General features: G+C 61.6%; 18 protein-coding genes. 10 read left to right on the forward strand and 8 right to left on the reverse strand.

What is annotated here, in order from left to right; translation table 11 throughout:
- Positions 1-93 precede the first annotated feature (93 nt).
- On the reverse strand, positions 94-1,014 hold the full coding sequence (locus tag ATI14_RS14810) for a LysR family transcriptional regulator (RefSeq protein ID WP_016971395.1): 921 nt from the start codon (positions 1,012-1,014) through the stop codon (positions 94-96).
- A gap of 175 nt (positions 1,015-1,189) precedes the next feature.
- Here ATI14_RS14810 and ATI14_RS14815 point away from each other — a divergent pair, with 175 nt between their 5' ends.
- The 3 genes from ATI14_RS14815 to ATI14_RS14825 are packed head-to-tail and all read left to right on the forward strand — an operon-like array spanning position 1,190 to position 3,536.
- Positions 1,190-1,930, forward strand: a complete 741-nt coding sequence (locus ATI14_RS14815) for a 5-oxoprolinase subunit PxpA (protein ID WP_016971396.1) — start codon at positions 1,190-1,192, stop codon at positions 1,928-1,930.
- Complete coding sequence (locus ATI14_RS14820; protein ID WP_016971397.1) at positions 1,927-2,631, forward strand: 5-oxoprolinase subunit B family protein; 705 nt, start codon at positions 1,927-1,929, stop codon at positions 2,629-2,631. Before ATI14_RS14815 ends, ATI14_RS14820 begins: the two co-directional genes overlap by 4 nt.
- Complete coding sequence (locus ATI14_RS14825; protein ID WP_016971398.1) at positions 2,628-3,536, forward strand: 5-oxoprolinase subunit C family protein; 909 nt, start codon at positions 2,628-2,630, stop codon at positions 3,534-3,536. The genes ATI14_RS14820 and ATI14_RS14825 overlap by 4 nt, the downstream gene beginning before the upstream one ends.
- Positions 3,537-3,640: 104 nt before the next feature.
- On the opposite strand, the gene ATI14_RS14830 is transcribed toward ATI14_RS14825, so the two are convergent.
- The 3 genes from ATI14_RS14830 to ATI14_RS14840 all read right to left on the reverse strand — a co-directional run bounded on the left by ATI14_RS14830 (position 3,641) and on the right by ATI14_RS14840 (position 6,957).
- A complete protein-coding gene (locus ATI14_RS14830; protein WP_016971399.1) occupies positions 3,641-4,819 on the reverse strand; it encodes a vWA domain-containing protein in 1,179 nt (392 codons plus the stop codon).
- On the reverse strand, positions 4,819-5,664 hold the full coding sequence (locus tag ATI14_RS14835) for an AAA family ATPase (protein WP_003210690.1): 846 nt from the start codon (positions 5,662-5,664) through the stop codon (positions 4,819-4,821). Before ATI14_RS14835 ends, ATI14_RS14830 begins: the two co-directional genes overlap by 1 nt.
- A gap of 219 nt (positions 5,665-5,883) precedes the next feature.
- On the reverse strand, positions 5,884-6,957 hold the full coding sequence (locus tag ATI14_RS14840) for a DUF748 domain-containing protein (protein ID WP_016971400.1): 1,074 nt from the start codon (positions 6,955-6,957) through the stop codon (positions 5,884-5,886).
- A 125-nt stretch (positions 6,958-7,082) separates the two neighbouring features.
- On the opposite strand from ATI14_RS14840, the gene cysK reads away from it, so the two are divergent.
- Positions 7,083-8,057: a cysteine synthase A gene (gene cysK / locus ATI14_RS14845; RefSeq protein ID WP_016971401.1), complete on the forward strand. Its 975-nt coding sequence runs from the start codon at positions 7,083-7,085 to the stop codon at positions 8,055-8,057.
- A gap of 153 nt (positions 8,058-8,210) precedes the next feature.
- Positions 8,211-9,149 carry an aspartyl/asparaginyl beta-hydroxylase domain-containing protein gene (locus tag ATI14_RS14850; RefSeq protein ID WP_016971402.1) on the forward strand — a complete coding sequence of 313 codons (939 nt, stop codon included), beginning with the start codon at positions 8,211-8,213 and terminating at the stop codon, positions 9,147-9,149.
- Positions 9,150-9,277: 128 nt separating this feature from the next.
- Here ATI14_RS14850 and acnA read toward each other — a convergent pair whose 3' ends face one another.
- Positions 9,278-12,019, reverse strand: coding sequence for an aconitate hydratase AcnA (gene acnA, locus ATI14_RS14855; RefSeq protein WP_016971403.1), 2,742 nt, complete (start codon positions 12,017-12,019; stop codon positions 9,278-9,280).
- 196 nt (positions 12,020-12,215) lie between these two features.
- On the opposite strand from acnA, the gene rlmM reads away from it, so the two are divergent.
- Together rlmM and tusA are read left to right on the forward strand one after the other, a co-directional pair.
- Positions 12,216-13,292: a 23S rRNA (cytidine(2498)-2'-O)-methyltransferase RlmM gene (gene rlmM / locus ATI14_RS14860; protein WP_016971404.1), complete on the forward strand. Its 1,077-nt coding sequence runs from the start codon at positions 12,216-12,218 to the stop codon at positions 13,290-13,292.
- Positions 13,293-13,418: 126 nt separating this feature from the next.
- Positions 13,419-13,664, forward strand: a complete 246-nt coding sequence (gene tusA / locus ATI14_RS14865; RefSeq protein ID WP_016971405.1) for a sulfurtransferase TusA — start codon at positions 13,419-13,421, stop codon at positions 13,662-13,664.
- Here tusA and ATI14_RS14870 read toward each other — a convergent pair.
- Positions 13,661-15,055 carry an MATE family efflux transporter gene (locus ATI14_RS14870; RefSeq protein ID WP_016971406.1) on the reverse strand — a complete coding sequence of 465 codons (1,395 nt, stop codon included), beginning with the start codon at positions 15,053-15,055 and terminating at the stop codon, positions 13,661-13,663. The genes tusA and ATI14_RS14870 overlap by 4 nt on opposite strands.
- Positions 15,056-15,311: 256 nt before the next feature.
- Between ATI14_RS14870 and pdxB the strand changes: the two genes are divergently transcribed.
- Positions 15,312-16,454: a 4-phosphoerythronate dehydrogenase PdxB gene (pdxB, locus tag ATI14_RS14875; RefSeq protein WP_016971407.1), complete on the forward strand. Its 1,143-nt coding sequence runs from the start codon at positions 15,312-15,314 to the stop codon at positions 16,452-16,454.
- Positions 16,455-16,509: 55 nt separating this feature from the next.
- Here the strand turns inward: pdxB and ATI14_RS14880 are convergent, their stop codons facing one another.
- Complete coding sequence (locus ATI14_RS14880; RefSeq protein ID WP_016971408.1) at positions 16,510-16,689, reverse strand: PA1571 family protein; 180 nt, start codon at positions 16,687-16,689, stop codon at positions 16,510-16,512.
- A gap of 248 nt (positions 16,690-16,937) precedes the next feature.
- Between ATI14_RS14880 and ATI14_RS14885 the strand changes: the two genes are divergently transcribed.
- Positions 16,938-18,716, forward strand: a complete 1,779-nt coding sequence (locus tag ATI14_RS14885; protein WP_165448238.1) for an ABC transporter transmembrane domain-containing protein — start codon at positions 16,938-16,940, stop codon at positions 18,714-18,716.
- A 54-nt stretch (positions 18,717-18,770) separates the two neighbouring features.
- Here the strand turns inward: ATI14_RS14885 and ATI14_RS14890 are convergent, their stop codons facing one another.
- Positions 18,771-20,699 (reverse strand): transglycosylase SLT domain-containing protein, encoded by a 1,929-nt coding sequence (locus tag ATI14_RS14890; protein ID WP_016971410.1) that lies wholly within the window; start codon positions 20,697-20,699, stop codon positions 18,771-18,773.
- Positions 20,700-20,912: 213 nt separating this feature from the next.
- Here ATI14_RS14890 and ATI14_RS14895 point away from each other — a divergent pair, with 213 nt between their 5' ends.
- The gene (locus ATI14_RS14895; protein WP_016971411.1) at positions 20,913-22,835 is read left to right on the forward strand and encodes an ATP-binding cassette domain-containing protein; all 1,923 of its coding nucleotides are present in this window, start codon (positions 20,913-20,915) and stop codon (positions 22,833-22,835) included.
- Positions 22,836-22,989: the final 154 nt, after the last annotated feature.

Below are 22,989 nucleotides of genomic sequence, written 5' to 3' on the forward strand. Positions count from 1 at the left end.
GTCGGGTCGCCGCATCGCTGCGATAGCGGTGTATCAGCTACAGATGTTCAAGATGAAACACCGCTATCGCGGGCAAGCCAGCTCCCACAGTTTTTAATCGGGTTTTGCCAGCAGCATTCGCTCCGGGCCGACTTCTTCGGCATACCGCGCCACCACCTTCTGGCACAACCCCACAATCTCGTCCACCAACTCCACCCCCACCCGCCACGACACCACCACCTGCAAGTTCGGCAGTTTCTGCGCCATCGGCAGCATCACCAGTTCGCCGCGCGCCAATTCCTCGCTGACCAGCACCGGCGGCAATGCGCCAATGCCGAAGCCATCGCGCAGCAACCGGGTGATCGCCGACACCGAGTTCACACAGTTCATGCGCGGCGCGGCCACGCCGTTGGCTTGCATCAGGCTCAATACGTCCTGATGCGGATGGGAGTTTTTCGAATAGGTGATGATGCGCTCCCGGGCCAGTTCGGCGAGGGAGGTGTAATCACGGTTGTAGATCGAATGGCTGGCGGTGATCCAGGCCATCGGGTGGCTGCACAGCTCCAGGCTGCGCACGGTTTCGAGGCGCAACAGGTCGGTTTGCAGGATCAAATCGAGAAAGCCTTTTTGCAGCTGATCGCTGAGGTTCAGTGCGGTGTCGGCGACCAACTCGATTTCCACCAGCGGGAAATGGTCCATCAACTCCGCCACCAACGGGCTGAGCCAGGTGTGGATCACCGTGTCCATGGCGCCGATCCGGATGCGCCCGACCTTGCTGCTGGTGGTTTCCAGGGACTGCTTCAAGCCCTGCATGGTCTCCATCATCTGCTCGGCATAATCGAGCACCTTCAAGCCTTCCGGCGTCAGGCTCACGCCCCGCGAATCGCGCAGAAACAGCTTCACCCCCAACTCGCTTTCGAGCACGGCAATGCGGCTGGAAATCGACGCCTGGGTGGTGAACAGCTTCTCGGCGGTCAGGCGAAAACTCTTGAGTTTGGCCACCCAGATGAAGGTTTCAAGGAACTTCAAATTCATGGGATCAACTTTTCTTATGCTTGGATCGGTTTTTATTAGTTGGACGCCGCAGCGGGTCAGCGCCAAAAATCGGGCCATTCCACGATAAGCGTCGTTGGGGTGTCAGGACAAGTTGCGAGTTCTGTATGAAAAATCCCACACTACAAAAACTATAAAGCCTACAGGAGCACCCGCCGTGAGCCGTCTGCTATTGAATTGCGATATTGGCGAAAGCTTTGGTAACTGGACCATGGGTCTGGACGCCGAGGTCATGCCGTTCATCGATTGCGCCAACGTGGCCTGCGGCTTTCATGCCGGCGACCCGAGCATCATGCGCAAGACCGTCAGCCTGGCGCTCAAGCACGGCGTGCAAGTGGGGGCGCACCCGGCGTATCAGGACCTGCAAGGCTTCGGCCGCCGCTCCATGAACTACACGCCCCAGGAAATCCAGGACCTGCTGCACTACCAGATCGGCGCCCTCGACGGCATCTGCCGTGCGCAGGGGACGCGGGTCAGTTACGTCAAGCCCCACGGCGCGATGTACAACGACATGATGGCCAACCCGGCGCAATTGCGCGCGGTGATCCAGGCCGTGGCGGCTTATGGCGACCTGCCATTGATGCTGCTGGCGATCCGCGATAACAGCGCCGCGCAAGCAGTGGGCGATGAGTACGGCGTCACCCTGTGGTTCGAAGCCTTCGCCGACCGCGCTTACGATGCCAAGGGCCACCTGGTTTCCCGACAGTTGCCGGGCGCCGTGCACCACGACGCCGAGACCATCGTGCAGCAGGCGCTGACCATTTCCCGCGGCGAACCGTTGACCGCCAGTGACGGCAGCGCGCTGGCGCTGCACGCCAACACCCTGTGCGTGCACGGTGACAACGCCAGTTCGATTGCCGCCGTACAGCGCATTCGCCAGGCGTTGAAGCCAGCATGAAGGCACGGATTGAAGTGGTGGCCATCGACTGCCTGATGGTGCGTTTATTTGAGGTGATCGCCGAAGCCAACATGCCGTGGATGCTCGCCGGCACCCGGCGTTTGCGTGAAGCTTTCGGCGCGGCGCTGGTGGATCTGGTGCCGTCCTACACCACGTTGATGGTGCATTACGATCTCACGGCACTGAGCCCGGCCCAGGCCCGCGAGCTGATCGACCAGGCGCTGACCGACCTGCAACCCCAGACGCAAGGCAGCGGCCAGTGCCACGTGCTGCCGGTGTGGTATGACCTGAGCGTCGGCCCCGAACTGGCGCTGCTCAGCCAGCGCAGCGGCCTGTCGGTGGATGACGTGATCCGCCGCCACAGCTCACACGAATACCAGGTGTTCGCCCTCGGTTTTGCGCCGGGCTTCGCCTTTATGGGTTTGGTGGATGAAATCCTCGCCTCGCCGCGCCTGAACACGCCGCGCAAACGCGTGGCGGCCGGCAGCGTCGGCATCGCCGAACGGCAAACCGCCGCCTACCCGGTGGTGTCGCCGGGCGGCTGGAACCTGATCGGCCGCACCCCCGCCAAACTGTTCGACCGCAAGCGTGACGGCTACAGCCTGATGCAGCCCGGCGACACCGTGCGGTTCGAACCCGTCGACCACGCTGAATTTATCAACCTGGGTGGCGACGACACGCCGTTGGAGGCGCAGGCATGAGCCGCTTGATCATCGAGGCCAGCACACCGTTGTGCCTGCTGCAGGACGCCGGGCGTTTCGGCGTGCGCCACCTGGGCGTGACCCAGGGCGGGGCGCTGGATTGGGTATCGATGTCCTGGGCCAACTGGCTGCTGGGCAATGCGCTGGATGCGCCGGTGGTGGAAATCACCCTGGGTGGTTTTACCCTGAGGGCCGAGGACTATTGTTTGCTGGCGCTGGCCGGTGCGGACCTGGGCGCTTATATCGACGAACGTGCCATCAGCCCGGGGCGCAGTTTTATCCTGCAAAAAGGCCAGCGTCTGCGCTTTACCCAGCCGTTCAACGGCGCGCGCGCCTATTTGGCTGCGCCGGGCGGGTTTGACGCGCCGGATGTATTGGGCAGTTGCGCCACGGTGGTGCGCGAGGAACTGGGCGGCGTGAACGGTTTCGGCAAGGCGCTGGCTGAAGGCGGGCGCCTTGAGTATTCCGGTGTCGGAGGGGCGATGAGAGTGCTCGGCACACCGGGTTTGCCAGCCAAGGCGCCATTGGACGTGATCGTCGGCGCGCAGATTGGCCAGTTCAGCGGGCAAAGCCTGTTTGATGCGTTCAACACCGAGTGGGCACTGGACAGCCGCGCCGACCGCATGGGCATGCGCCTGTTGGGCGCGCCGTTGCAGTACCAGGGGCCGTCACTGATTTCCGAGGGCATTCCCTTGGGGGCAATCCAGGTGCCGCCGGACGGGCAGCCGATTGTGTTGCTCAATGATCGGCAGACGATTGGTGGGTATCCGCGTTTGGGGGCTTTGACGCCGTTGGCGCTGGCCCGGCTGGCGCAGTGTCTGCCGGGGGAAAAAGTGCGGCTGGTGCCGGTTGTGCAGGAGACGGCGCACCGGCAACACCTCGATTTTTTGCGCCAGTTCACCTGATCGTTCCCACGCTCCGCGTGGGAATACAGCCGAGGACGCTCTGCGTCCCAAAGCGTGACGCGGAGCGTCACAAGAGGCATTCCCACGCGGAGCGTGGGAACGATCTATTTGGAGAGGAAGCGCATGCCTTCTTCCAGGCCCCGCAACGTCAGCGGGTACATCTGATCTTCAATCAACTCCCGCACAATTCCCGTTGACGCCGTATACCCCCAGGTGTCCTTCGGATACGGGTTAATCCAGATCAGCTTCTTGTACTTGGCCATGAAACGCTGCATCCACACATAACCCGGCTCCTCGTTCCAGTGCTCCACACTGCCGCCGGCCTGGGTGATTTCATAGGGCGCCATCGACGCGTCACCAATAAAGATCACTTTGTAATCGGCGCCGTATTTGTGCAGCAGATCCTGGGTGGAGGTGCGCTCCGAGGTGCGGCGCTGGTTGTTCTTCCACACCGATTCGTACACGAAGTTGTGGAAGTAGAAGTACTCCAAATGCTTGAACTCGGTCTTGCAGGCCGAAAACAGCTCTTCGCAGATCTTCACATGGGCGTCCATCGAACCGCCGATATCAAACAGCAGCAACAGCTTGATGGTATTGCGCCGCTCCGGGCGCATCTGGATGTTCAGCAGCCCGGCGTCGCGGGCGGTGTGGTCGATGGTGCCGTCGATGTCGAGTTCTTCGGCCGCCCCCTGGCGCGCGAATTTGCGCAGGCGGCGCAGGGCGATCTTGATGTTGCGCGTGCCCAGTTCCACCTGGTCGTCGAGGTTCTTGTACTCGCGCTGGTCCCAGACTTTCACGGCCTTGCCCTGGCGCTTGCCCGCATCGCCGACGCGGATGCCTTCCGGGTTATAGCCGCCGGAGCCGAACGGGCTGGTGCCGCCGGTGCCGATCCACTTGTTGCCGCCGGCGTGGCGTTCTTTTTGTTCTTCCAGGCGCTTCTTGAACTCTTCGATCAGCTTGTCGAGGCCGCCGAGGGACTGGATTTGCGCGCGTTCCTCGTCCGTCAGCGAACGTTCGAACTCCTTGCGCAGCCATTCTTCGGGGATCAGCGCCTGCAAGTGGTCGTCGAGCTTTTCCAGGCCATTGAAGTAGGCGCCGAACGCGCGGTCGAACTTGTCGAAATGCCGCTCGTCCTTGACCAGAATCGCCCGTGCCAGGTAGTAGAACTCGTCCATGTCGGCGAAGGTTACGCGCATTTTCAGCGCGTTGATCAGGTCCAGCAGCTCGCGCACCGACACCGGCACCTTGGCGGCGCGCATTTCATTGAACAGGTTGAGCAGCATCAGCGGTTACCGCGACGGCTCATGAACGCCAGACGCTCCAGCAACTGCACGTCTTGCTCGTTCTTCACCAAGGCACCGGCCAGGGGCGGGATCGCCTTGGTCGGGTCGCGTTCGCGCAGCACGGCTTCGCCGATGTTGTCGGCCATCAGCAACTTGAGCCAGTCCACCAGTTCGGAGGTGGAAGGCTTTTTCTTCAGGCCCGGCACTTTGCGCACGTCGAAGAACACGTCGAGTGCTTCGCTGACCAGGTCTTTCTTGATATCGGGGTAGTGCACATCGACGATTTTTTGCAGGGTCGTGCGGTCGGGAAAGGCGATGTAGTGGAAGAAGCAGCGGCGCAGAAACGCGTCCGGCAGCTCTTTTTCGTTGTTGGAGGTAATGATGATGATCGGGCGCTTTTTGGCCTTGATGGTTTCGTCGATTTCGTAGACGTAGAACTCCATCTTGTCGAGTTCTTGCAGCAGGTCGTTGGGGAATTCGATGTCGGCCTTGTCGATTTCATCGATCAGCAGAATCACCCGCTCCTCGGACTCGAAGGCTTCCCAGAGCTTGCCCTTCTTCAGGTAGTTGCGCACGTCGTGCACCTTGTCCACACCCAGTTGCGAGTCGCGCAGGCGGCTGACCGCGTCGTACTCGTAAAGACCCTGGTGAGCCTTAGTGGTGGATTTGATGTGCCAGGTGATCAACTTGGCGCCGAAGGACTCGGCCAGTTGCTCGGCGAGCATGGTCTTGCCGGTGCCCGGTTCGCCCTTGACCAGCAGCGGCCGCTCCAGGGTAATGGCGGCGTTGACGGCCAGTTTCAGGTCATCGGTAGCCACATAGGCCTGGGTGCCTTCGAACTTCATCGGTCATTCCTCGAAAATCAGCAATGCCCGACTATACCGCGCGGCCCCGGCGACTGTGAACGCAGACGGGTTATTCAGTCTCTGAATGAGCAGTCACGTTGGGGGCACGCTCTTGTGTGGGAGCTGGCTTGCCTGCGATAGCATCGCCTCAGTGATACTGATAAACCGAGGTGCTTGCATCGCAGGCAAGCCAGCTCCCACACAAGCCAGTTTCCAGATTTAATCTGCGGAAGGCTTGGGTTGTTCATAGCGGGCGTTGAAAGCCTGAATAAACCCATTACGCAAAATCGCCAAAAATGCCGAGAACGCGCTGATATTTTGCTGGTGCACGCTGCCACTGAGTTCCACGCGGGTGGCAAACTGGTTTTTGTTCTGGTTTTTCAACACGGTTTCGCTGGCGCCGACCACGGCTTCCCAGATCGAGCGGAAAATGCCTTTGTCCTTGTTCTCCACATCCTGCTGCCAGTTGAACACTTCCACATCGCGCAGCAACGGTTTGATGTAGCCGGTCAACTGGCCCTTTTCCGCCTGGGCTTCGACCACCAGGTCGCCGTTGCCGGCGCTGAAGTCGAACTTGCCATAGGCCGAGGCGAAGTCATTCAGGCGTTTGAGCTGGATGTCTTTGGCGCGAAAGCGGAATTCAAAGTCTTCAAAGTTGCTCAGCGGGTCGAAGGCGGCGGTGGCTTCCAGCGGCGCCTGGCCGAGCAGCATGCCCTTGCCTTCAAAGGTGGCGTCGCGCTTGCCTTTGACGTCGACCACGTTGGTAAGGTTATAGAAGCTGGCGTTGACCGCGGTGGCGTAGATATTTACGGCGGGCTTGGAGTTGAAGTTGTGAAAGGCGATTTTGCCGTCCTGGATGCGCACTTCGTTGAGGGTGATCGGTAACAGTTTGCCCAACTGTTCGCGCCAGTCGGTGCCCTTACCGGTCTGGGATGCCTGTTGGTTGCCGCCGTCGACAAAGTTGAGCTCGGGCTGGAAGAACTGCACCTCGGCCACCACGGCATGGTCGTACCACAGCGAATGCCAGCTGACCGAGAGATCGATGAGCGGCGCCTTGACGAACGGCACCGGCACTTTGCCGTCGACTTTCACAATCTGCAGGCCGTTGATCTTGTAGGCGCCGCGCCACAGGGCCACGTCCACATCCGCGACCTGGCCACGGTAATCGCCCATGTCGGCGAGCTTGTCGTTCAGGTAATTGCGCACCAGATAGGGCAGGGCCAAATCCAGGGCAATCAGCACAACCACCAGCACGGCGACGATCCATAGCAGCCCACTGTAGCGACGTTTCATTGAGCGTTTCTCCCAGGGTATAGGCGATGGACCGCGCACGCGGGCGCAACGTTCCTCTGACTGGACGCCCAAAGGCCTGAGGCATACCCTTGGGGCCTTCTTTGAATTCGCCTTAAGGACCCGTCATGAGCCGCATTTTTGCAGACAACGCGCACTCCATCGGTAACACGCCCCTGGTTCAGATCAACCGCATTGCTCCGCGTGGCGTGACCATCCTGGCCAAGATCGAAGGGCGTAACCCGGGTTACTCGGTGAAGTGCCGCATTGGCGCCAACATGATCTGGGACGCCGAAAGCAGCGGCAAACTCAAACCGGGCATGACCATTGTAGAACCGACGTCGGGCAACACCGGGATTGGCTTGGCGTTTGTCGCTGCCGCTCGTGGCTACAAATTGCTGCTGACCATGCCGGCTTCCATGAGCATCGAGCGGCGCAAAGTGCTCAAGGCCCTCGGCGCCGAGCTGGTGCTGACCGAGCCGGCCAAGGGTATGAAAGGCGCTATCGAGAAAGCCGGCGAAATCGTCGCCGGTGACCCGGCTCAGTACTTTATGCCGGCCCAGTTCGAAAACCCGGCCAACCCGGCGATCCACGAGAAAACCACCGGCCCGGAAATCTGGAACGACACCGACGGCGCGGTGGACGTGCTGGTGGCGGGCGTGGGCACCGGTGGGACCATCACCGGGGTGTCGCGCTATATCAAGAACATTGCCGGCAAACCGATTCTGTCGGTGGCCGTCGAGCCTGTTGTGTCGCCGGTGATTACCCAGGCGCTGGCCGGTGAAGAAATCAAGCCGAGCCCGCACAAGATCCAGGGGATTGGCGCCGGGTTTGTGCCGAAAAACCTCGACTTGTCGATGGTTGACCGCGTGGAACTGGTGACTGACGACGAATCCAAGGCCATGGCTTTGCGCCTGATGCAGGAAGAGGGGATTTTGTGCGGTATTTCCTGCGGCGCCGCAATGGCCGTGGCTGTGCGCCTGGCCGAGAAGCCGGAAATGCAGGGCAAGACCATTGTGGTGATTTTGCCGGACTCCGGTGAGCGCTACCTGTCGAGCATGCTGTTCAGCGATTTGTTTACCGAGCAGGAAAACCAGGCCTGACGATCCCCTGTGGCGAGGGAGCAAGCTCTCTCGCCACAGGTTTGATGTATGTCAGCCGGTCGGCCTGGGCCTTCTGCATAATGGTCCAAGTGTTTATCATGGCCGGCTGCTACGTCTGCTGTTGGCCAGGCGCTTATTTTCAGGAGTTGCTGCATGACCTTTTCGTTGGCCGCCAAACTGTCGGTGTTGCTGCTGTTTATCTGCAGCATTCTGTATGTGCATTTGCGCGGCAAGGCGCGTTTGCCGTTGTTGCGCCAGTTCGTCAACCATTCGGCGCTGTTCGCGCCCTATAACGCCCTGATGTACCTGTTTTCGGCGGTGCCGTCCAAGCCCTACCTGGACCGCAGCAAGTTTCCGGAACTGGATGTACTCAAAAACAATTGGGAAGTGATCCGCGAAGAGGCCATGCACCTGTTCGACGAGGGTTACATCCGCGCCGCCGAAAAGAACAACGACGCCGGTTTCGGCTCGTTCTTCAAGAAGGGCTGGAAGCGCTTCTACCTCAAGTGGTACGACAAACCCCTGCCATCGGCCGAGGCGCTGTGCCCGAAAACCGTGGCGCTGGTCAGCAGCATTCCCAACGTCAAAGGCGCCATGTTCGCGCTGTTGCCGGGCGGCAGCCACCTCAACCCGCACCGCGACCCGTTTGCCGGCTCCCTGCGCTACCACCTGGGGCTGACCACACCGAACTCCGATGACTGCCGCATCTTCGTCGACGGCCAGGTCTACGCCTGGCGCGACGGTGAAGACGTGATGTTCGACGAAACCTACGTGCACTGGGTCAAGAACGAAACCGAACAAACCCGCGTGATCCTGTTCTGCGACATCGAACGCCCGCTGAGCAACCGCCTGATGACCCGCATCAACCGCTGGGTCAGCAAACAGCTAGGCCGTGCGACGGCACCGCAGAACCTGGACGACGAACGCGTGGGCGGGATCAACCAGGCCTACGCCTGGAGCAAAACCTTCAGCGACACGTTCAGCGGCAAGGTCAAACAGTGGAAGCGCAAGCATCCCAAGGCCTACCGCATTGCGCGGCCGGTGTTGGCGGTGGTGGTTCTGGTACTGCTGTGGAAGTGGCTGTTCGGCTAATGATCGTTCCCACGCTCCGCGTGGGAATGCAGCCCTGGACGCTCAGCGTCCGCTCTTGAAACCGTGACGCGGAGCGTCGCTAGAGGCATTCCCACGCAGAGCGTGGGAACGATCATCTCCAGCGTTGCTCAGGAGGCGATCAGCTGGCGCAACACGTAGTGCAGAATCCCCCCTGCCTTGAAGTACTCAACTTCATTGAGCGTATCAATCCGGCACAGCACCTCCACTTTCTCGCTGCTGCCATCTTCCCGAGTAATCACCAGCGTCAGGTTCATGCGCGGTTCGATCTCGGCATCGGTCAGCCCGAGAATGTCGATTTTCTCCTTGCCGGTCAGTTTGAGCGACTTGCGGTTCTGGTCCAGCTTGAACTGCAACGGCAGCACGCCCATGCCCACCAGGTTGGAGCGGTGGATGCGCTCGAAGCTCTCGGCAATCACCGCCTTCACGCCCAGCAGGTTGGTGCCCTTGGCCGCCCAGTCACGGCTCGACCCGGTGCCGTATTCCTGCCCGGCAACCACCACCAGCGGCGTGCCCGAGGCTTGATATTTCATCGAAGCGTCGTAGATCGCCATCTTCTCGCCAGTAGGGATGTACAGCGTATTGCCGCCTTCTTCGCCGCCGAGCATTTCATTGCGGATACGGATGTTGGCGAAGGTGCCGCGCATCATCACTTCGTGGTTGCCCCGGCGTGAGCCGTAGGAGTTGAAATCACGCGGCTCCACGCCTTGCTCGCGCAGGTAGCGCCCGGCGGGGCTGTCGGTCTTGATGTTGCCGGCGGGGGAGATGTGGTCGGTAGTTACCGAATCGCCCAGCAGCGCCAGCACATTCGCGCCTTTGACGTCCTTGATTTGCGGCAAAGGCCCGGAAATATCGTCGAAGAACGGCGGGTGCTGGATGTAGGTGGAGTCCTTCTGCCACACGTAAGTCGCGGCCTGCGGCACTTCAATGGCCTGCCACTGCTCGTCACCGGCAAACACCTCGGCATATTCCTTGTGGAACATACCGGTGCTGACCTGGGCCACGGCGTCGGCAATCTCCTGGCTGCTCGGCCAGATGTCCTTGAGGTACACCGGCTTGCCGTCTTTGCCTTCGCCCAGCGGCTCAGTGCTGATGTCGATGCGCACGGTGCCGGCCAGCGCGTAGGCGACGACCAGCGGCGGCGAGGCCAGCCAGTTGGTTTTCACCAGCGGGTGCACGCGGCCTTCGAAGTTACGATTGCCGGACAGCACCGACGCCACCGCGAGGTCGGCTTTCTGGATGGCTTTTTCGATCGGCTCGGGCAACGGCCCGGAGTTGCCGATGCAGGTGGTGCAGCCATACCCCACGAGGTCGAAGCCGAGCCTGTCGAGGTATTGGGTCAGGCCGGCGGCCTTGTAGTAGTCGGTGACCACCTTGGAGCCCGGCGCCAGCGAGGTTTTCACCCACGGCTTGCGGGTCAGGCCTTTTTCCACGGCTTTCTTCGCCACCAGCCCGGCCGCCATCATGACGCTCGGGTTGGAGGTGTTGGTGCAAGACGTGATCGCCGCGATCACCACCGCGCCGTTTTTCAGGCGATAGGTGTGGCCGTCATATTCATAATCGGTCTCGCCCACCAGGTCGGCATTGCCCACGGCGACGCCGCCACCGCCTTCACTTTCCAGGCGGCCTTCTTCCTTGTTGGTCGGCTTGAATTGCAGATCAAGGAAGTCGCTGAACGCCTGGCCGACGTTGGGCAGGGCCACGCGGTCTTGTGGGCGTTTGGGCCCGGCGAGGCTGGCTTCAACACTGCCCATGTCCAGCGCCAGGGTGTCGGTGAAGACCGGCTCCTGGCCCGCGTTGCGCCACAGGCCCTGGGCCTTGGTGTAGGCCTCCACCAGTTTGACGGTTTCGGCCGGGCGGCCCGACAGGCGCAGGTAGTCCAGGGTGACGTCGTCCACCGGGAAGAAGCCACAGGTGGCGCCGTATTCCGGGGCCATGTTGGCGATGGTGGCGCGGTCGGCGAGTGGCAGGTCGGCCAGGCCATCGCCATAGAATTCGACGAATTTACCCACCACGCCTTTTTTGCGCAGCATTTGGGTCACCGTCAGCACCAGGTCGGTGGCGGTGATGCCTTCCTTGAGTTTGCCGGTGAGTTTGAAGCCGATCACTTCCGGAATCAGCATCGACACCGGTTGGCCGAGCATCGCCGCTTCGGCTTCGATACCGCCCACGCCCCAGCCGAGCACGCCCAGGCCGTTGATCATGGTGGTGTGGGAGTCGGTGCCCACCAGCGTGTCGGGGAAGGCATAGGTGCGGCCGTCTTCGTCTTTGGTCCACACGGTGCGGCCCAGGTATTCCAGGTTGACCTGGTGGCAGATGCCAGTGCCCGGCGGCACTACGCTGAAGTTGTCGAAGGCGCTTTGGCCCCAGCGCAGGAAAGCGTAGCGTTCGCCGTTGCGTTGCATTTCAATGTCGACGTTCTGCTCGAAGGCGCTGGTGGAGCCGAACTTGTCGACCATCACCGAGTGGTCGATCACCAGGTCCACCGGCGACAGCGGGTTGATGCGCTGCGGGTCGCCCCCGGCCTTGGCCACGGCGGCGCGCATGGCGGCCAGGTCAACTACGGCGGGCACGCCGGTAAAGTCCTGCATCAGCACGCGGGCGGGGCGGTACTGGATTTCGCGCTCGGACTGGCGCTCTTTGAGCCAGGCGGCAATGGCCTTGAGGTCGGCGCCGGTGACGGTTTTGTTGTCTTCCCAGCGCAGCAGGTTTTCCAGCAGCACCTTGAGCGACATCGGCAGCTTGTCCAGGTCACCCAGGCTCCTGGCGGCCTCGGGCAAGCTGAAGTAGTGGTAGGTCTTGCTGTCTATTTCCAGTGTTTTAAGGGTTCTCAGGCTATCAACGGATGACATTACATGACTCCTTATGGTCCGCACGGCTACGGACCTGACGGGACGAACAGAGCTTTCAACTTAGCCCTGTTTTCATTAGCAGGCTAATAACTGGACTCTATCGTTAAGTCCAAGGTTCCGAACTCCGTTATCATGCGCGGGTTTTCATGACAGGTATTGCGATAGCGCAAGGCCGGTTGATTCACTTGGAGAGTTGATGAACACCCTTTTTATGCACTGCCGCCCGGGTTTTGAAGGCGAAGTCTGTTCCGAGATCGCGGAGCACGCCGCGCGCCTGAACGTGTCCGGCTACGCCAAAGCCAAGACCGGCAGCGCCTGCGCCGAATTTGTCTGCACCGAAGAAGACGGCGCCCAGCGCCTGATGCACGGCCAGCGCTTTGCCGAGCTGATCTTTCCGCGGCAGTGGGCGCGCGGGGTGTTTATCGACCTGCCGGAAACCGACCGCATCAGCGTGATCCTTGCGCACCTGCGCGAATTCCCGGTGTGCGGCAGCCTGTGGCTGGAAATGGTCGACACCAACGATGGCAAGGAACTGTCCAACTTCTGCAAGAAGTTCGAAGTGCACCTGCGCAAGGCCCTGCTCAACGCCGGCAAGCTGGTGGACGACCCGAGCAAGCCGCGCTTGTTGCTGACCTTTAAAAGTGGCCGTGAGGTGTTCATGGGCCTGGCGGAGTCGAACAATTCGGCGATGTGGCCCATGGGCATTCCGCGCCTGAAATTCCCGCGTGAGGCCCCAAGCCGTTCGACCTTGAAGCTGGAAGAGGCCTGGCACCACTTTATCCCTCGCGACCAGTGGGACGAGCGTCTGCACGGCGACATGACCGGCGTCGACCTCGGCGCTGCTCCCGGCGGCTGGACCTGGCAACTGGTCAACCGTGGCATGCTGGTGACCGCCATCGACAACGGCCCGATGGCCGAAAGCCTGATGGACACCGGCCTGGTGCAGCACCTGATGGCTGATGGCTTCACCTTCGTGCCCAAGCAGCCGGTGGACTGGATGGTGTGTGACATCGTCGAAAAGCCTGCGCGCAACGCCGCCTTGCTCGAAACCTGGATCGGCGAAGGCCACTGCCGTGAAGCGGTGGTGAACCTGAAGTTACCGATGAAGCAGCGTTACGCCGAGGTGAAACGCTTGCTGGAGCGCATCGAGGAAGGCTTCAAGGCGCGCGGCATTCGCGTGGAAATTGGCTGCAAGCAGCTGTATCACGACCGTGAGGAAGTGACGTGCCATTTGCGCCGGCTGGTAGACGTAAAGAAACCCAAAAAACACTGATATCAAATGTGGGAGCGGGCTTGCCCGCGATAGCGGTATAACAGTCGAAATCTATGTTGAATGTGCCCCCGTCATCGCGGGCAAGCCCGCTCCCACAGAAGAGCGGGTCTGTTTCAGGAGTGACTAATGAGTATTGATCTACCTGTCGATGGGACCCTCGACGCCACCGGCCTCAACTGCCCGGAACCTGTGATGATGCTGCACCAGCACATCCGCGACCTGCCGCCGGGCGGCCTGCTCAAGGTGATTGCGACCGACCCGTCGACCCGTCGCGATATCCCCAAATTCTGCGTGTTCCTCGACCACGAACTGGTGGATCAGCAGGAGCAGGCCGGTACGTACCTGTACTGGATTCGCAAGAACTCCGCTTAAGCCCGCACCCTCTCGGCGCGGATGCGCCGGCGTGCACTGCGCGCCAGGCGCACCAGCAACATCCCCGCCGCACAGCTCAAGCCAACGATCAGCCCTTGCCACAAGCCGCTCGGGCCGCTGGGCTCGCCGAGCCAGTCGGTCAGGCCCAATGCGTAGCCGACCGGCAGCCCCACGCCCCAGTAAGCGAACAGCGTCAGCACCATGGTCACCCGGGTGTCCTGATAGCCGCGCAAGGCACCCGCCGCCGTGACCTGGATCGAGTCGGAGAACTGGAACAGCGCGGAATACACGATCAGCATCGAGGCCAGGTGGATCACCACCGGGTCGGGGGTGTAGATGGTCGCAATCTGCTCGCGAAACAACAGCATCAGGCTGCACGACAGGCAGGCGTAGGCTAGCGCGGTGCCCATGCCGACGCCGGCGGCAAATCGCGCTTCACGGGGCTCGCCACGGCCCAGGGCCTGGCCGACGCGCACGGTCACGGCCATGCTCAGGGAATACGGGATCATGAACACCAGCGAGCTGACGTTCAGGGCGATTTGATGGCCCGAGACCACAGTGGCGCCGAGGCTGCCGATCAGCAAGGCGATCACCGCAAAGATGCTCGACTCGGCAAAGATGGCGACGCCGATAGGCAGGCCGATGCCCAGCACGCGCTTGATCACTGCCCAATCTGGCCAGTCAAAGCGTTTGAACAACTCGCTGCTCTGATACGCCGGGCCCCAGCGCGTCCAGCCGGCCAGGCCGAGCATCATCACCCACATCGCGATCGCCGTCGCCCAGCCGCAGCCCACGCCGCCCATGGCGGGTACGCCCAGGTGGCCGTAGATAAAGATGTAATTGAGCGGAATGTTCAGCGCCAGCCCGCACAGGCCCATGACCATGCTCGGCCGCGTACGGCCCAGGCCGTCGCTGAAACAGCGCAGCACGTAATACAGCGCAATCGCCGGCATGCCTGCGGCAATGCCGTGAAGGTAGCCCATGGACGGCTTGATCAGGTCCGGCTCAACCTTCATTGCATGCAGGATCGGCTCGGCGCTGAGCAACAACAATGACGCGGTAATCCCGACCACGATCGCCAGCCATAACGACTGGCGCACCAGCGGGCCAATGTCGCTGAACTGGCCGGCGCCGTAACGCTGGGCGACTTTCGGCGTGGTGGCCAGCAGGGTGCCGGTCATCAGCAGGTACACCGGAATCCAGATCGAGTTGCCCAGCCCCACCGCCGCCAGATCCTGCGGGCTGACGCGCCCGGCCATCACCGCGTCGACAAAGCTCATCGCGGTGGTGGCCAACTGGCCGATCATGATCGGCAGCGCAAGCGTCAGCAGGCCGCGCACTTCCCGGCTGACGCGGGCGGGGCGGGAGAGGAGGGCGGTGGCAGTGTTCACGTACGGGTGTCCAGTCAAAGAGAGAGCGCAAGGAGCGCGAAGTCTACGCTTTGACGCAGTGGTCAGGAAAAAACCTGTGTTAGCGATTTGTAAGCGCCTCTCCCGCAGACGCTGGCCCCCTGTGGGACGGCCTTGTGTGGGAGCTGGCTTGCCTGCGATAGCATCATCTCGGTACAGCTGATAGACCGAGGTGTTTGCATCGCAGGCAAGCCAGCTCCCACACCTGTACACTGCGAGTCCGCGAAAGGAGCCTGCCATGTTGATTGTTGCCGACGAAAATATCCCGCTGCTTGATGCATTCTTCGAAGGGTTTGGCGAGATTCGCCGCGTGCCCGGCCGTTCCATCGACCGCGCCACGGTCGAGCAGGCGGACGTGCTGCTGGTGCGCTCGGTGACGAACGTCAACCGCGCCTTGCTGGACGGGACCAACGTGCGCTTTGTCGGCACCTGCACCATTGGCACCGATCATTTGGACCTCGACTATTTCCGGCAGGCCGGCATTGAGTGGGCCAGCGCGCCGGGCTGCAATGCCCGTGGCGTGGTGGATTATGTGCTGGGCAGCCTGCAAACCCTGGCCGAAATCGAAGGTGTCGAGCTGAACGCGCGCACCTACGGCGTGGTGGGAGCCGGTGAAGTTGGCGGGCGCCTGGTCAAGGTGCTCAAGGGCCTGGGCTGGAACGTGCTGGTGTGCGACCCGCCGCGCCAGATCGCCGAAGACGGTGACTACGTGAGCCTGGAGCAGATCATTGAGCAGTGCGATGTGATCAGCCTGCACACGCCGCTGACCAAATCCGGCAATGGCTCTACCTGGCACCTGTTCGACCGTCAACGTCTTGAACGCCTCAAGCCCGGCACCTGGCTGATCAACGCCAGCCGTGGCCCGGTGGTGGACAACGCCGCGCTGCGCGAAGTGTTGCTGGCGCGCGAAGACCTGCAAGCCGTGCTGGACGTGTGGGAAGGCGAGCCGCAAGTGGACGTCGACCTGGCCGACCTGTGTGTGCTGGCTACCCCGCATATCGCCGGCTACAGCCTGGACGGCAAACAACGCGGTACGGCGCAGATCTATCAGGCGTTCTGCGCGCATGTGGGGCAGCCGGCCGTTATTCAATTGAGTGAGTTGCTGCCGCAGCCATGGCTGGCCGAAGTGCATTTGAATGCTTCCACCGACCCGGCCTGGGCGCTGGCGACCTTGTGCCGCAGCGTGTACGACCCGCGCCGTGATGACGCGGATTTTCGCCGCAGCCTTGTGGGCACTGTGGAAGAACAGCGCAAGGCGTTTGACCTGCTGCGCAAAAACTACCCGGAGCGTCGTGAGATCGATGGGCTGAAGGTGCGCATCCAGGGCGAGTCGCAGGTGCTGTCGAACATCGTCACGGCGTTGGGCGCGGTCATACGTTAAGCGAGCAATAAAAAACCCGGCCAAGGGTGGCCGGGTTTGGCAGAGCGCGGGCGCTTCAGCCTTGCTTGGCAGGGTTGACCAGTCGCTGTTCCAGCTCACGGCAAGCCTGCTGGATCATGTCTTCAGTAATCGGCACTTCGCGCCCTTGGGCATCGATAATCGAGCAACCCAGATGAGCCTGATGCTCTTTGCGGATGACTTCTACTTTGTCAGTGCTGCTGGTGTGCAAGGTCATGGCCTGTCTCCTCATCAGGTTGTGTACCCATTTTAATTCCCCCGCGTGACCAAGCTATTACAACTCCTTACAAAGTCACCGGTTCGAACGCCCAGTGCACCAGAAACCGATACAGATTTCCAGCCAGACGTTAGACCAATAACCTCTAGGCGCCAGCATGGGCGGGCATAATTAACCTGACTCATTGTTATTGACTCAAGTTCCCCCAATGTTGAGGGTGTAGAGACCTATCTCCCTCCCATCAGGTGATGCCCTTCATGTTTTCAGTCCGTCAACGCCGAGCGATCCGCCTGGCCAGCCGCTTTGTTGCGCCCTATCGCTGGCAGGCGTTGGGAGCCTTGCTCGCGCTGATCATCACTGCCGGCATTACCCTGTCCATGGGGCAGGGCATTCGCCTGTTGGTGGATCAGGGTTTCATGACCCAGTCGCCGCATTTGCTCAACCAGTCCATCGGCTTGTTCATGGTTTTGGTGCTGGGTCTGGCTGTGGGCACCTTTGCGCGGTTTTACCTGGTGTCGTGGATTGGCGAGCGCGTGGTCGCAGACATTCGCCGGCAGGTGTTCAACCACCTGATCTACCTTCACCCCGGCTTCTACGAGAACAACCGCAGTTCGGAAATTCAGTCGCGATTGACCACTGACACCACGTTGCTGCAATCGGTGATCGGCTCGTCGCTGTCGCTGTTTTTGCGCAATGCGTTGATGGTCATCGGCGGGATCGTGCTGCTGTTTGTCACCAACCCCAAGCTCACCAGCATCGTGGTGGTGGCGCTGCCGCTGGTGCTGGCGCCGATTTTGATCTTCGGGCGCCGCGTGCGCAGCTTGTCGCGCCTGAGCCAGGACCGTATCGCCGATGTGGGCAGCTATGTGTCGGAGACCCTCGGCCAGATCAAGACCGTGCAGGCCTACAACCACCAGGTGCAAGACGAGCAACGCTTCGCCGCGACGGTGGAGGACGCATTCACCACGGCGCGCAAGCGTATTGTCCAGCGTGCCTGGCTGATTACGCTGGTGATCATGTTGGTGCTGGGGGCCGTGGGTGTGATGCTCTGGGTCGGTGGCATGGACGTGATCGGCGGGCGCATTTCCGGCGGTGAGCTGGCGGCATTTGTGTTCTACAGCCTGATCGTCGGCAGCGCCGTCGGCACCTTGAGCGAAGTACTTGGCGAGTTGCAGCGTGCCGCGGGTGCCGCCGAGCGTATTGGTGAACTGTTGCAGTCGAGCAACGACATCCAGGCGCCAACCGAGGGCGTTGTGCCGTTGCCGGAGCGCGTCAGTGGTCGCATGGAGCTGCAAGACCTGCGTTTTTCCTACCCCTCGCGGCCCGACAGCTACGCCATCGACGGTGTGAACCTGACCATCAACCCGGGTGAAACCCTGGCATTGGTGGGGCCGTCCGGTGCAGGCAAGTCGACGATGTTTGATTTACTGCTGCGGTTTTATGATCCCCGGCAAGGTCGCATTCTGCTCGAAGGCCACCCGCTGACCGAACTGGACCCGATGGACCTTCGCCGTCACTTCGCACTGGTGTCCCAGAGCCCTGCGCTGTTCTTTGGCAGCGTTGAAGAAAACATCCGTTACGGTAACCCGTCCGCTACCCGCGAACAGGTCGAGGCTGCCGCGCGCATCGCTCACGCCCACGATTTCATTGTGCAAATGCCCGACGGCTACCAGACCCACCTGGGTGACGGGGGGATGGGCCTTTCCGGCGGCCAGCGCCAGCGCTTGGCCATCGCCCGTGCGTTACTGGTGGACGCGCCGATCCTGCTGCTGGACGAAGCCACCAGCGCGCTGGATGCACAAAGTGAACACTTGATTCAACAAGCCTTGCCGCAGTTGATGCAGGGGCGTACCACGCTGGTGATTGCCCACCGCTTGGCGACGGTGAAGAACGCCGACCGGATTGCGGTGATGGACCAGGGCAAGCTGGTGGCGGTGGGGACGCATCAGCAGTTGATTGCCGGCAACCCGCTGTACGCCCGGCTGGCGGCGTTGCAGTTCAGTGATGGGGAAAGTGAGGGGCAGTGAGGCTTAATTGTGGCGAGCGAGCAAGCTTGCTCGCCACAGAGCCCTCAGCCAGCCTTATTGGTCATCAAAATACCGTTCATGCCAATCCACCAGCGGCTGCGGTGAGTTGAGCTTCTGCCCGTAGATCACCGAATAAGACAGCACGTTCTGCACGTATTGGCGGGTTTCGTCGAACGGAATGCTTTCTACCCATACGTCGAAACTCAGGTGGTCGGCGCCGCGCAGCCATTGGCGCACGCGACCGGGGCCGGCGTTGTAGGCGGCGGAGGCGAGCACGCGGTTGCCGTTGAACTGGCTGTGCACCTGGCTCAGGTAAGCCGCGCCGAGCTGGATGTTCTTGTCCGGGTCCAGCACCTGGGCCGGGGAGGCCAGCGGAATGCTGAACTTGCGCGCGGTTTCCTTGGCGGTGCCGGGCATCAGTTGCATCAGGCCGCTGGCGCCGACGCCGGAGCGGGCGTCGTCCATGAAGGCGCTTTCCTGGCGGGTGATGGCGAATACCCAGCTCGAATGCAGGCCGCGTACCTTGGCCTCACGCACCAGCGTGTCGCGGTGGGCCATCGGGAAACGGATGTCCAGGTCATCCCAGTACTGCGCCTGGCTGATGGTGCGGATCGCCGGGAAGTACCACTTCATGTCGTAGGCCAGCTTGGCCTGGGCGACCATTTCGTCACGGTTGAAATGGCGGCTGACGTGGTACCACTCACGGCGGCCATCGACCACCTGGCCACGGGCGTAGAACTCCAGGGCGCGGCGCACGCCGGGGGTGTTGCGCACCTTGTTCATCAACGCCTGGCTCATCATCAGCGGCTTGTTGGTGAGCTGATACGGGGATTTGGAGCGGTCGGCGGCGAGGAAGCCATAGAAGTCCCGCTCCTTGGCCACGTTTTTGTACAGCACCAGGGCTTGCGGGTTCTTCGGCTCGGCCAGTTCCAGGCTGCGTGCCTGCCAGTAGCGCCAGCGGTTGGTGGTCGCCAGATCCTGTGGGAGTTTACGGGTCAACTGGTAGGCATCTTCCCAGCGGGCCAGTCGCAACAGCAGGCGCAGGCGCCATTCGGACACGGTGTTGTCACGCAGCTCCGGGTCGTATTGGGTCATGACATCGAGGGCGCGCGGGTCGTAGCGGCGCGCGAGGGTCAAGCCGATTTCACGGGCGATCGACACTTTTTCGTCACGGGAGAAGTGCATGCTGCTGGCATAGCCGTCGAGCAGGGCCATGGCCTTGTCCGGATCCTGGCGCGCCAGACGGCGCAGGCCCAGGCCCACGGCGTCAGACATGGCCTCGTTGGCCGGCAGGAAGCGCGACGGGTCGCCGAGCAGGTTGGGATTCTGTGCCACGTCTACCATCAGGCGGCCCTGGGCCCCGAGGGTCGGCAGGGTTTTCACCAGGCTATTGGCGAGTGCGTAGTTGCGCGCTTCGGCAGCGAGCTTGGCGCGGTCCCAGATTTTCTGTTCGGTGAGTTGCCCATCGGCGGCCCACTGGCCGAAGGTGGCGTCACAGGCGGCCGGTTGGGATTTGCCGGTGAGCCAGAGCTTTTCGGTGTTCTTGTAACCTTCGGCTTTCAGGTTGTGGGTGAGTTGGTACTGAGCGTGAAGGCAGTCCAGCTCGACGAAATTGAGCTTGGCGTCGTAGTACTTTTCAAAGGTCTGCCAGTCGCCGCGGTCGGACAACCAGCGCAGCCAGCGCAACTTCATCCAGTTGGCCTGGGGCAGGTCGCCGTTTTTGGCGAGGAACTGTTCGATTTCCTCGTTGCTCGCGGTTTTCAGGCGCGCGGTCAGCTCGTCATAGGCCAGGTACGGCGTGAGCGGGTAGTCGGCCAGCGCCGCGCTGTATTGCATGTAAGGGCCCGTATCGCCTTTGGCGAGGGCGCGTTTGGCTTCATCGTAATATTGACGTTGGGTGGTGAGGTCCACGGCCTGGGCGGATTGAACGGCGGTGGCGGAAAGAAGCAGACAGGATAAAAAGTTGAAAAGGCGACTGCGCATGAGACGTCCGTGCAGAGAAATCACGACTAGCACCGGCTCGGCCGACACTGATTGCCCCTAGCTTAGCCTTTTGCCAGCGGCCGGCGAAAGCTTTGCCGGCCCGCTGGCTTAAGTTCCCTGCAAATGTTCTGCAGAACGTGTCGACGGTAAAAATGCCGACCGCATCCCACCCTCAACTCAGGTAGAATGCGCGCCCGGTTTTTGGAGAAACGTATGACCCTGCTCAAATTCAGCGATGTGTCCCTTGCTTTCGGCGCTATGCCGTTGTTGGACAAGGTGTCCTGGCAGATCGCCCGTGGTGAGCGGGTGTGCATCATCGGCCGTAACGGCACCGGCAAATCCAGCATGATGAAGCTGGTCAAGGGCGACCAGAAGCCCGATGACGGCTCTGTTTGGCGCGCCCCGGGCCTGAAAATCGGCGAACTGCCGCAAGAATTGCCGGTGGCCGACGGACGGACCGTGTTCGACGTGGTCGCTGAAGGCCTCGATGGCGTGGGCGCCTTGCTCGCCGAATACCATCACCTGGCGCAGAACTGCGTCACCGAAGAAGACCTGGACAAACTGATGCACGTGCAGCAGGCACTGGAAGCCCGTGACGGCTGGCGCTTGCAGCAACTGGTCGACAGCACCCTCAGCCGCCTGCAGTTGCCGGCCGACAAGACCCTCGCCGAATTGTCCGGTGGCTGGCGTCGTCGTGTGTTGCTGGCCCAGGCGTTGGTGTCCGAGCCGGATTTGCTGCTGCTCGATGAGCCAACCAACCACCTGGACATCGGCGCGATTGCCTGGCTGGAAGAGGCCATCAAGGACTTCCAGGGCGCTGTGCTGTTCATCACGCACGATCGGGCCTTCCTGCAAAGCCTGGCCACGCGCATTCTCGAGCTGGACCGTGGCGGCCTGATCGACTGGAACGGTGATTACGCCAGCTTCCTGGTGCACAAAGAGGCCGCGCTGGCCGCTGAAGAAACCGCCAACGCCTTGTTCGACAAGAAGCTGGCCCAGGAAGAAGTCTGGATCCGCCAGGGCATCAAGGCGCGCCGCACCCGTAACGAAGGCCGGGTGCGTGCGTTGAAAGCCCTGCGCGTTGAGCGCAGCGAACGCCGCGAACGCACCGGCAAGGCGAATATTCAGCTGGATACTGCCGAGAAGTCGGGCAAGCAGGTGATGGTGCTGGAAAACGTCAGCTTCCATCACCCGGACGGTCCGTTCCTGATCAAGGACTTCTCCATGGTCCTGCAGCGCGGCGACCGTATCGGCCTGCTGGGCGCCAACGGCACCGGCAAGACTACTTTGCTCAAGCTGATGCTCAGCGGCCTGCAGCCGACCAGCGGCAAGGTTGAGGAGGGCACCAGGATTGACGTGGCCTACTTCGACCAGTTGCGCCACCAGTTGGACCTGGAAAAGACCGTGATCGACAACGTCGCTGAAGGCCGTGACTTTATCGACATCGACGGCCAGAGCCGCCATGTGCTGAGTTACCTGGGCGACTTCCTGTTCAGCCCGCAACGTGCGCGCACGCCGGTGAAAGCCTTGTCTGGTGGCGAGCGCGCGCGCCTGCTGCTGGCCAAGCTGTTCAGCAAACCGGCCAACCTGCTGGTGCTCGACGAACCGACCAACGACCTCGACGTGGAAACCCTCGAGCTGTTGGAAGAAGTGCTGCTGACCTTCAACGGCACTGTGCTGATGGTCAGTCACGACCGGGCATTCCTCGACAACGTGGTCACCAGCACCCTGGTGTTCGAAGGCGAAGGCAAGGTGCGTGAATATGTCGGTGGTTACCAGGACTGGCTGCGCCAGGGCGGCTCGCCGCGTCTGCTGGGCGTGACCGAGAGCAAGTCCGGCAAGGCTGATTTGACGTCGGCGGTGGTGGCTCCGGTCGCTGCTGCACCGGCTCCGGAAGCCGCGCCGGCTGCCAACAGCAAGAAGAAACTCAGCTACAAGCTGCAGCGCGAGCTGGAAGCCTTGCCGGGTGATATCGACGCCAAGGAGCAGCAGATCGCCGCCGTGGAAGCCGAAATGGCTGACGCAGGCTTCTACCTGCGCCCGGCGGCGGAAACCGCCAAAGTCATCGCGTCCCTGGAAACGTTGAACCAGGAGCTGGAAGCGCTGGTTGAGCGTTGGGCCGAGCTGGATGCCTGAGTGATTCAGGGGCGTTAAAAAACCCGGTGTTCATCTGATGAACACCGGGTTTTTCATAATGTGGGAGCGGGCTTGCCTGCGATTGCAGTCTGTCAGTTGATACATGCGGTAACTGACACACCGTTATCGCAGGCAAGCCAGCTCCCACATTGGA

It is taken from the genome of Pseudomonas tolaasii NCPPB 2192 (assembly GCF_002813445.1).
Taxonomy (GTDB): Bacteria; Pseudomonadota; Gammaproteobacteria; order Pseudomonadales; family Pseudomonadaceae; genus Aquipseudomonas; species Aquipseudomonas tolaasii.

Bases quoted from the DNA above. Each gene is read 5' to 3' on its own strand.
- ATI14_RS14880 (WP_016971408.1), bottom strand. From the start codon at position 16,689: ATGACCTTGCACACCAGCAGCACTGACAAAGTAGAAGTCATCCGCAAA.
- ATI14_RS14835 (WP_003210690.1), bottom strand. From the start codon at position 5,664: ATGAAGTTCGAAGGCACCCAGGCCTATGTGGCTACCGATGACCTGAAA.
- ATI14_RS14885 (WP_165448238.1), top strand. From the start codon at position 16,938: ATGCCCTTCATGTTTTCAGTCCGTCAACGCCGAGCGATCCGCCTGGCC.
- ATI14_RS14850 (WP_016971402.1), top strand. From the start codon at position 8,211: ATGACCTTTTCGTTGGCCGCCAAACTGTCGGTGTTGCTGCTGTTTATC.
- acnA (WP_016971403.1), bottom strand. From the start codon at position 12,019: ATGTCATCCGTTGATAGCCTGAGAACCCTTAAAACACTGGAAATAGAC.
- tusA (WP_016971405.1), top strand. From the start codon at position 13,419: ATGAGTATTGATCTACCTGTCGATGGGACCCTCGACGCCACCGGCCTC.
- ATI14_RS14820 (WP_016971397.1), top strand. From the start codon at position 1,927: ATGAAGGCACGGATTGAAGTGGTGGCCATCGACTGCCTGATGGTGCGT.
- ATI14_RS14810 (WP_016971395.1), bottom strand. From the start codon at position 1,014: ATGAATTTGAAGTTCCTTGAAACCTTCATCTGGGTGGCCAAACTCAAG.
- cysK (WP_016971401.1), top strand. From the start codon at position 7,083: ATGAGCCGCATTTTTGCAGACAACGCGCACTCCATCGGTAACACGCCC.
- pdxB (WP_016971407.1), top strand. From the start codon at position 15,312: ATGTTGATTGTTGCCGACGAAAATATCCCGCTGCTTGATGCATTCTTC.
- ATI14_RS14840 (WP_016971400.1), bottom strand. From the start codon at position 6,957: ATGAAACGTCGCTACAGTGGGCTGCTATGGATCGTCGCCGTGCTGGTG.
- ATI14_RS14895 (WP_016971411.1), top strand. From the start codon at position 20,913: ATGACCCTGCTCAAATTCAGCGATGTGTCCCTTGCTTTCGGCGCTATG.
- ATI14_RS14830 (WP_016971399.1), bottom strand. From the start codon at position 4,819: ATGCTGCTCAACCTGTTCAATGAAATGCGCGCCGCCAAGGTGCCGGTG.
- rlmM (WP_016971404.1), top strand. From the start codon at position 12,216: ATGAACACCCTTTTTATGCACTGCCGCCCGGGTTTTGAAGGCGAAGTC.
- ATI14_RS14825 (WP_016971398.1), top strand. From the start codon at position 2,628: ATGAGCCGCTTGATCATCGAGGCCAGCACACCGTTGTGCCTGCTGCAG.
- ATI14_RS14890 (WP_016971410.1), bottom strand. From the start codon at position 20,699: ATGCGCAGTCGCCTTTTCAACTTTTTATCCTGTCTGCTTCTTTCCGCC.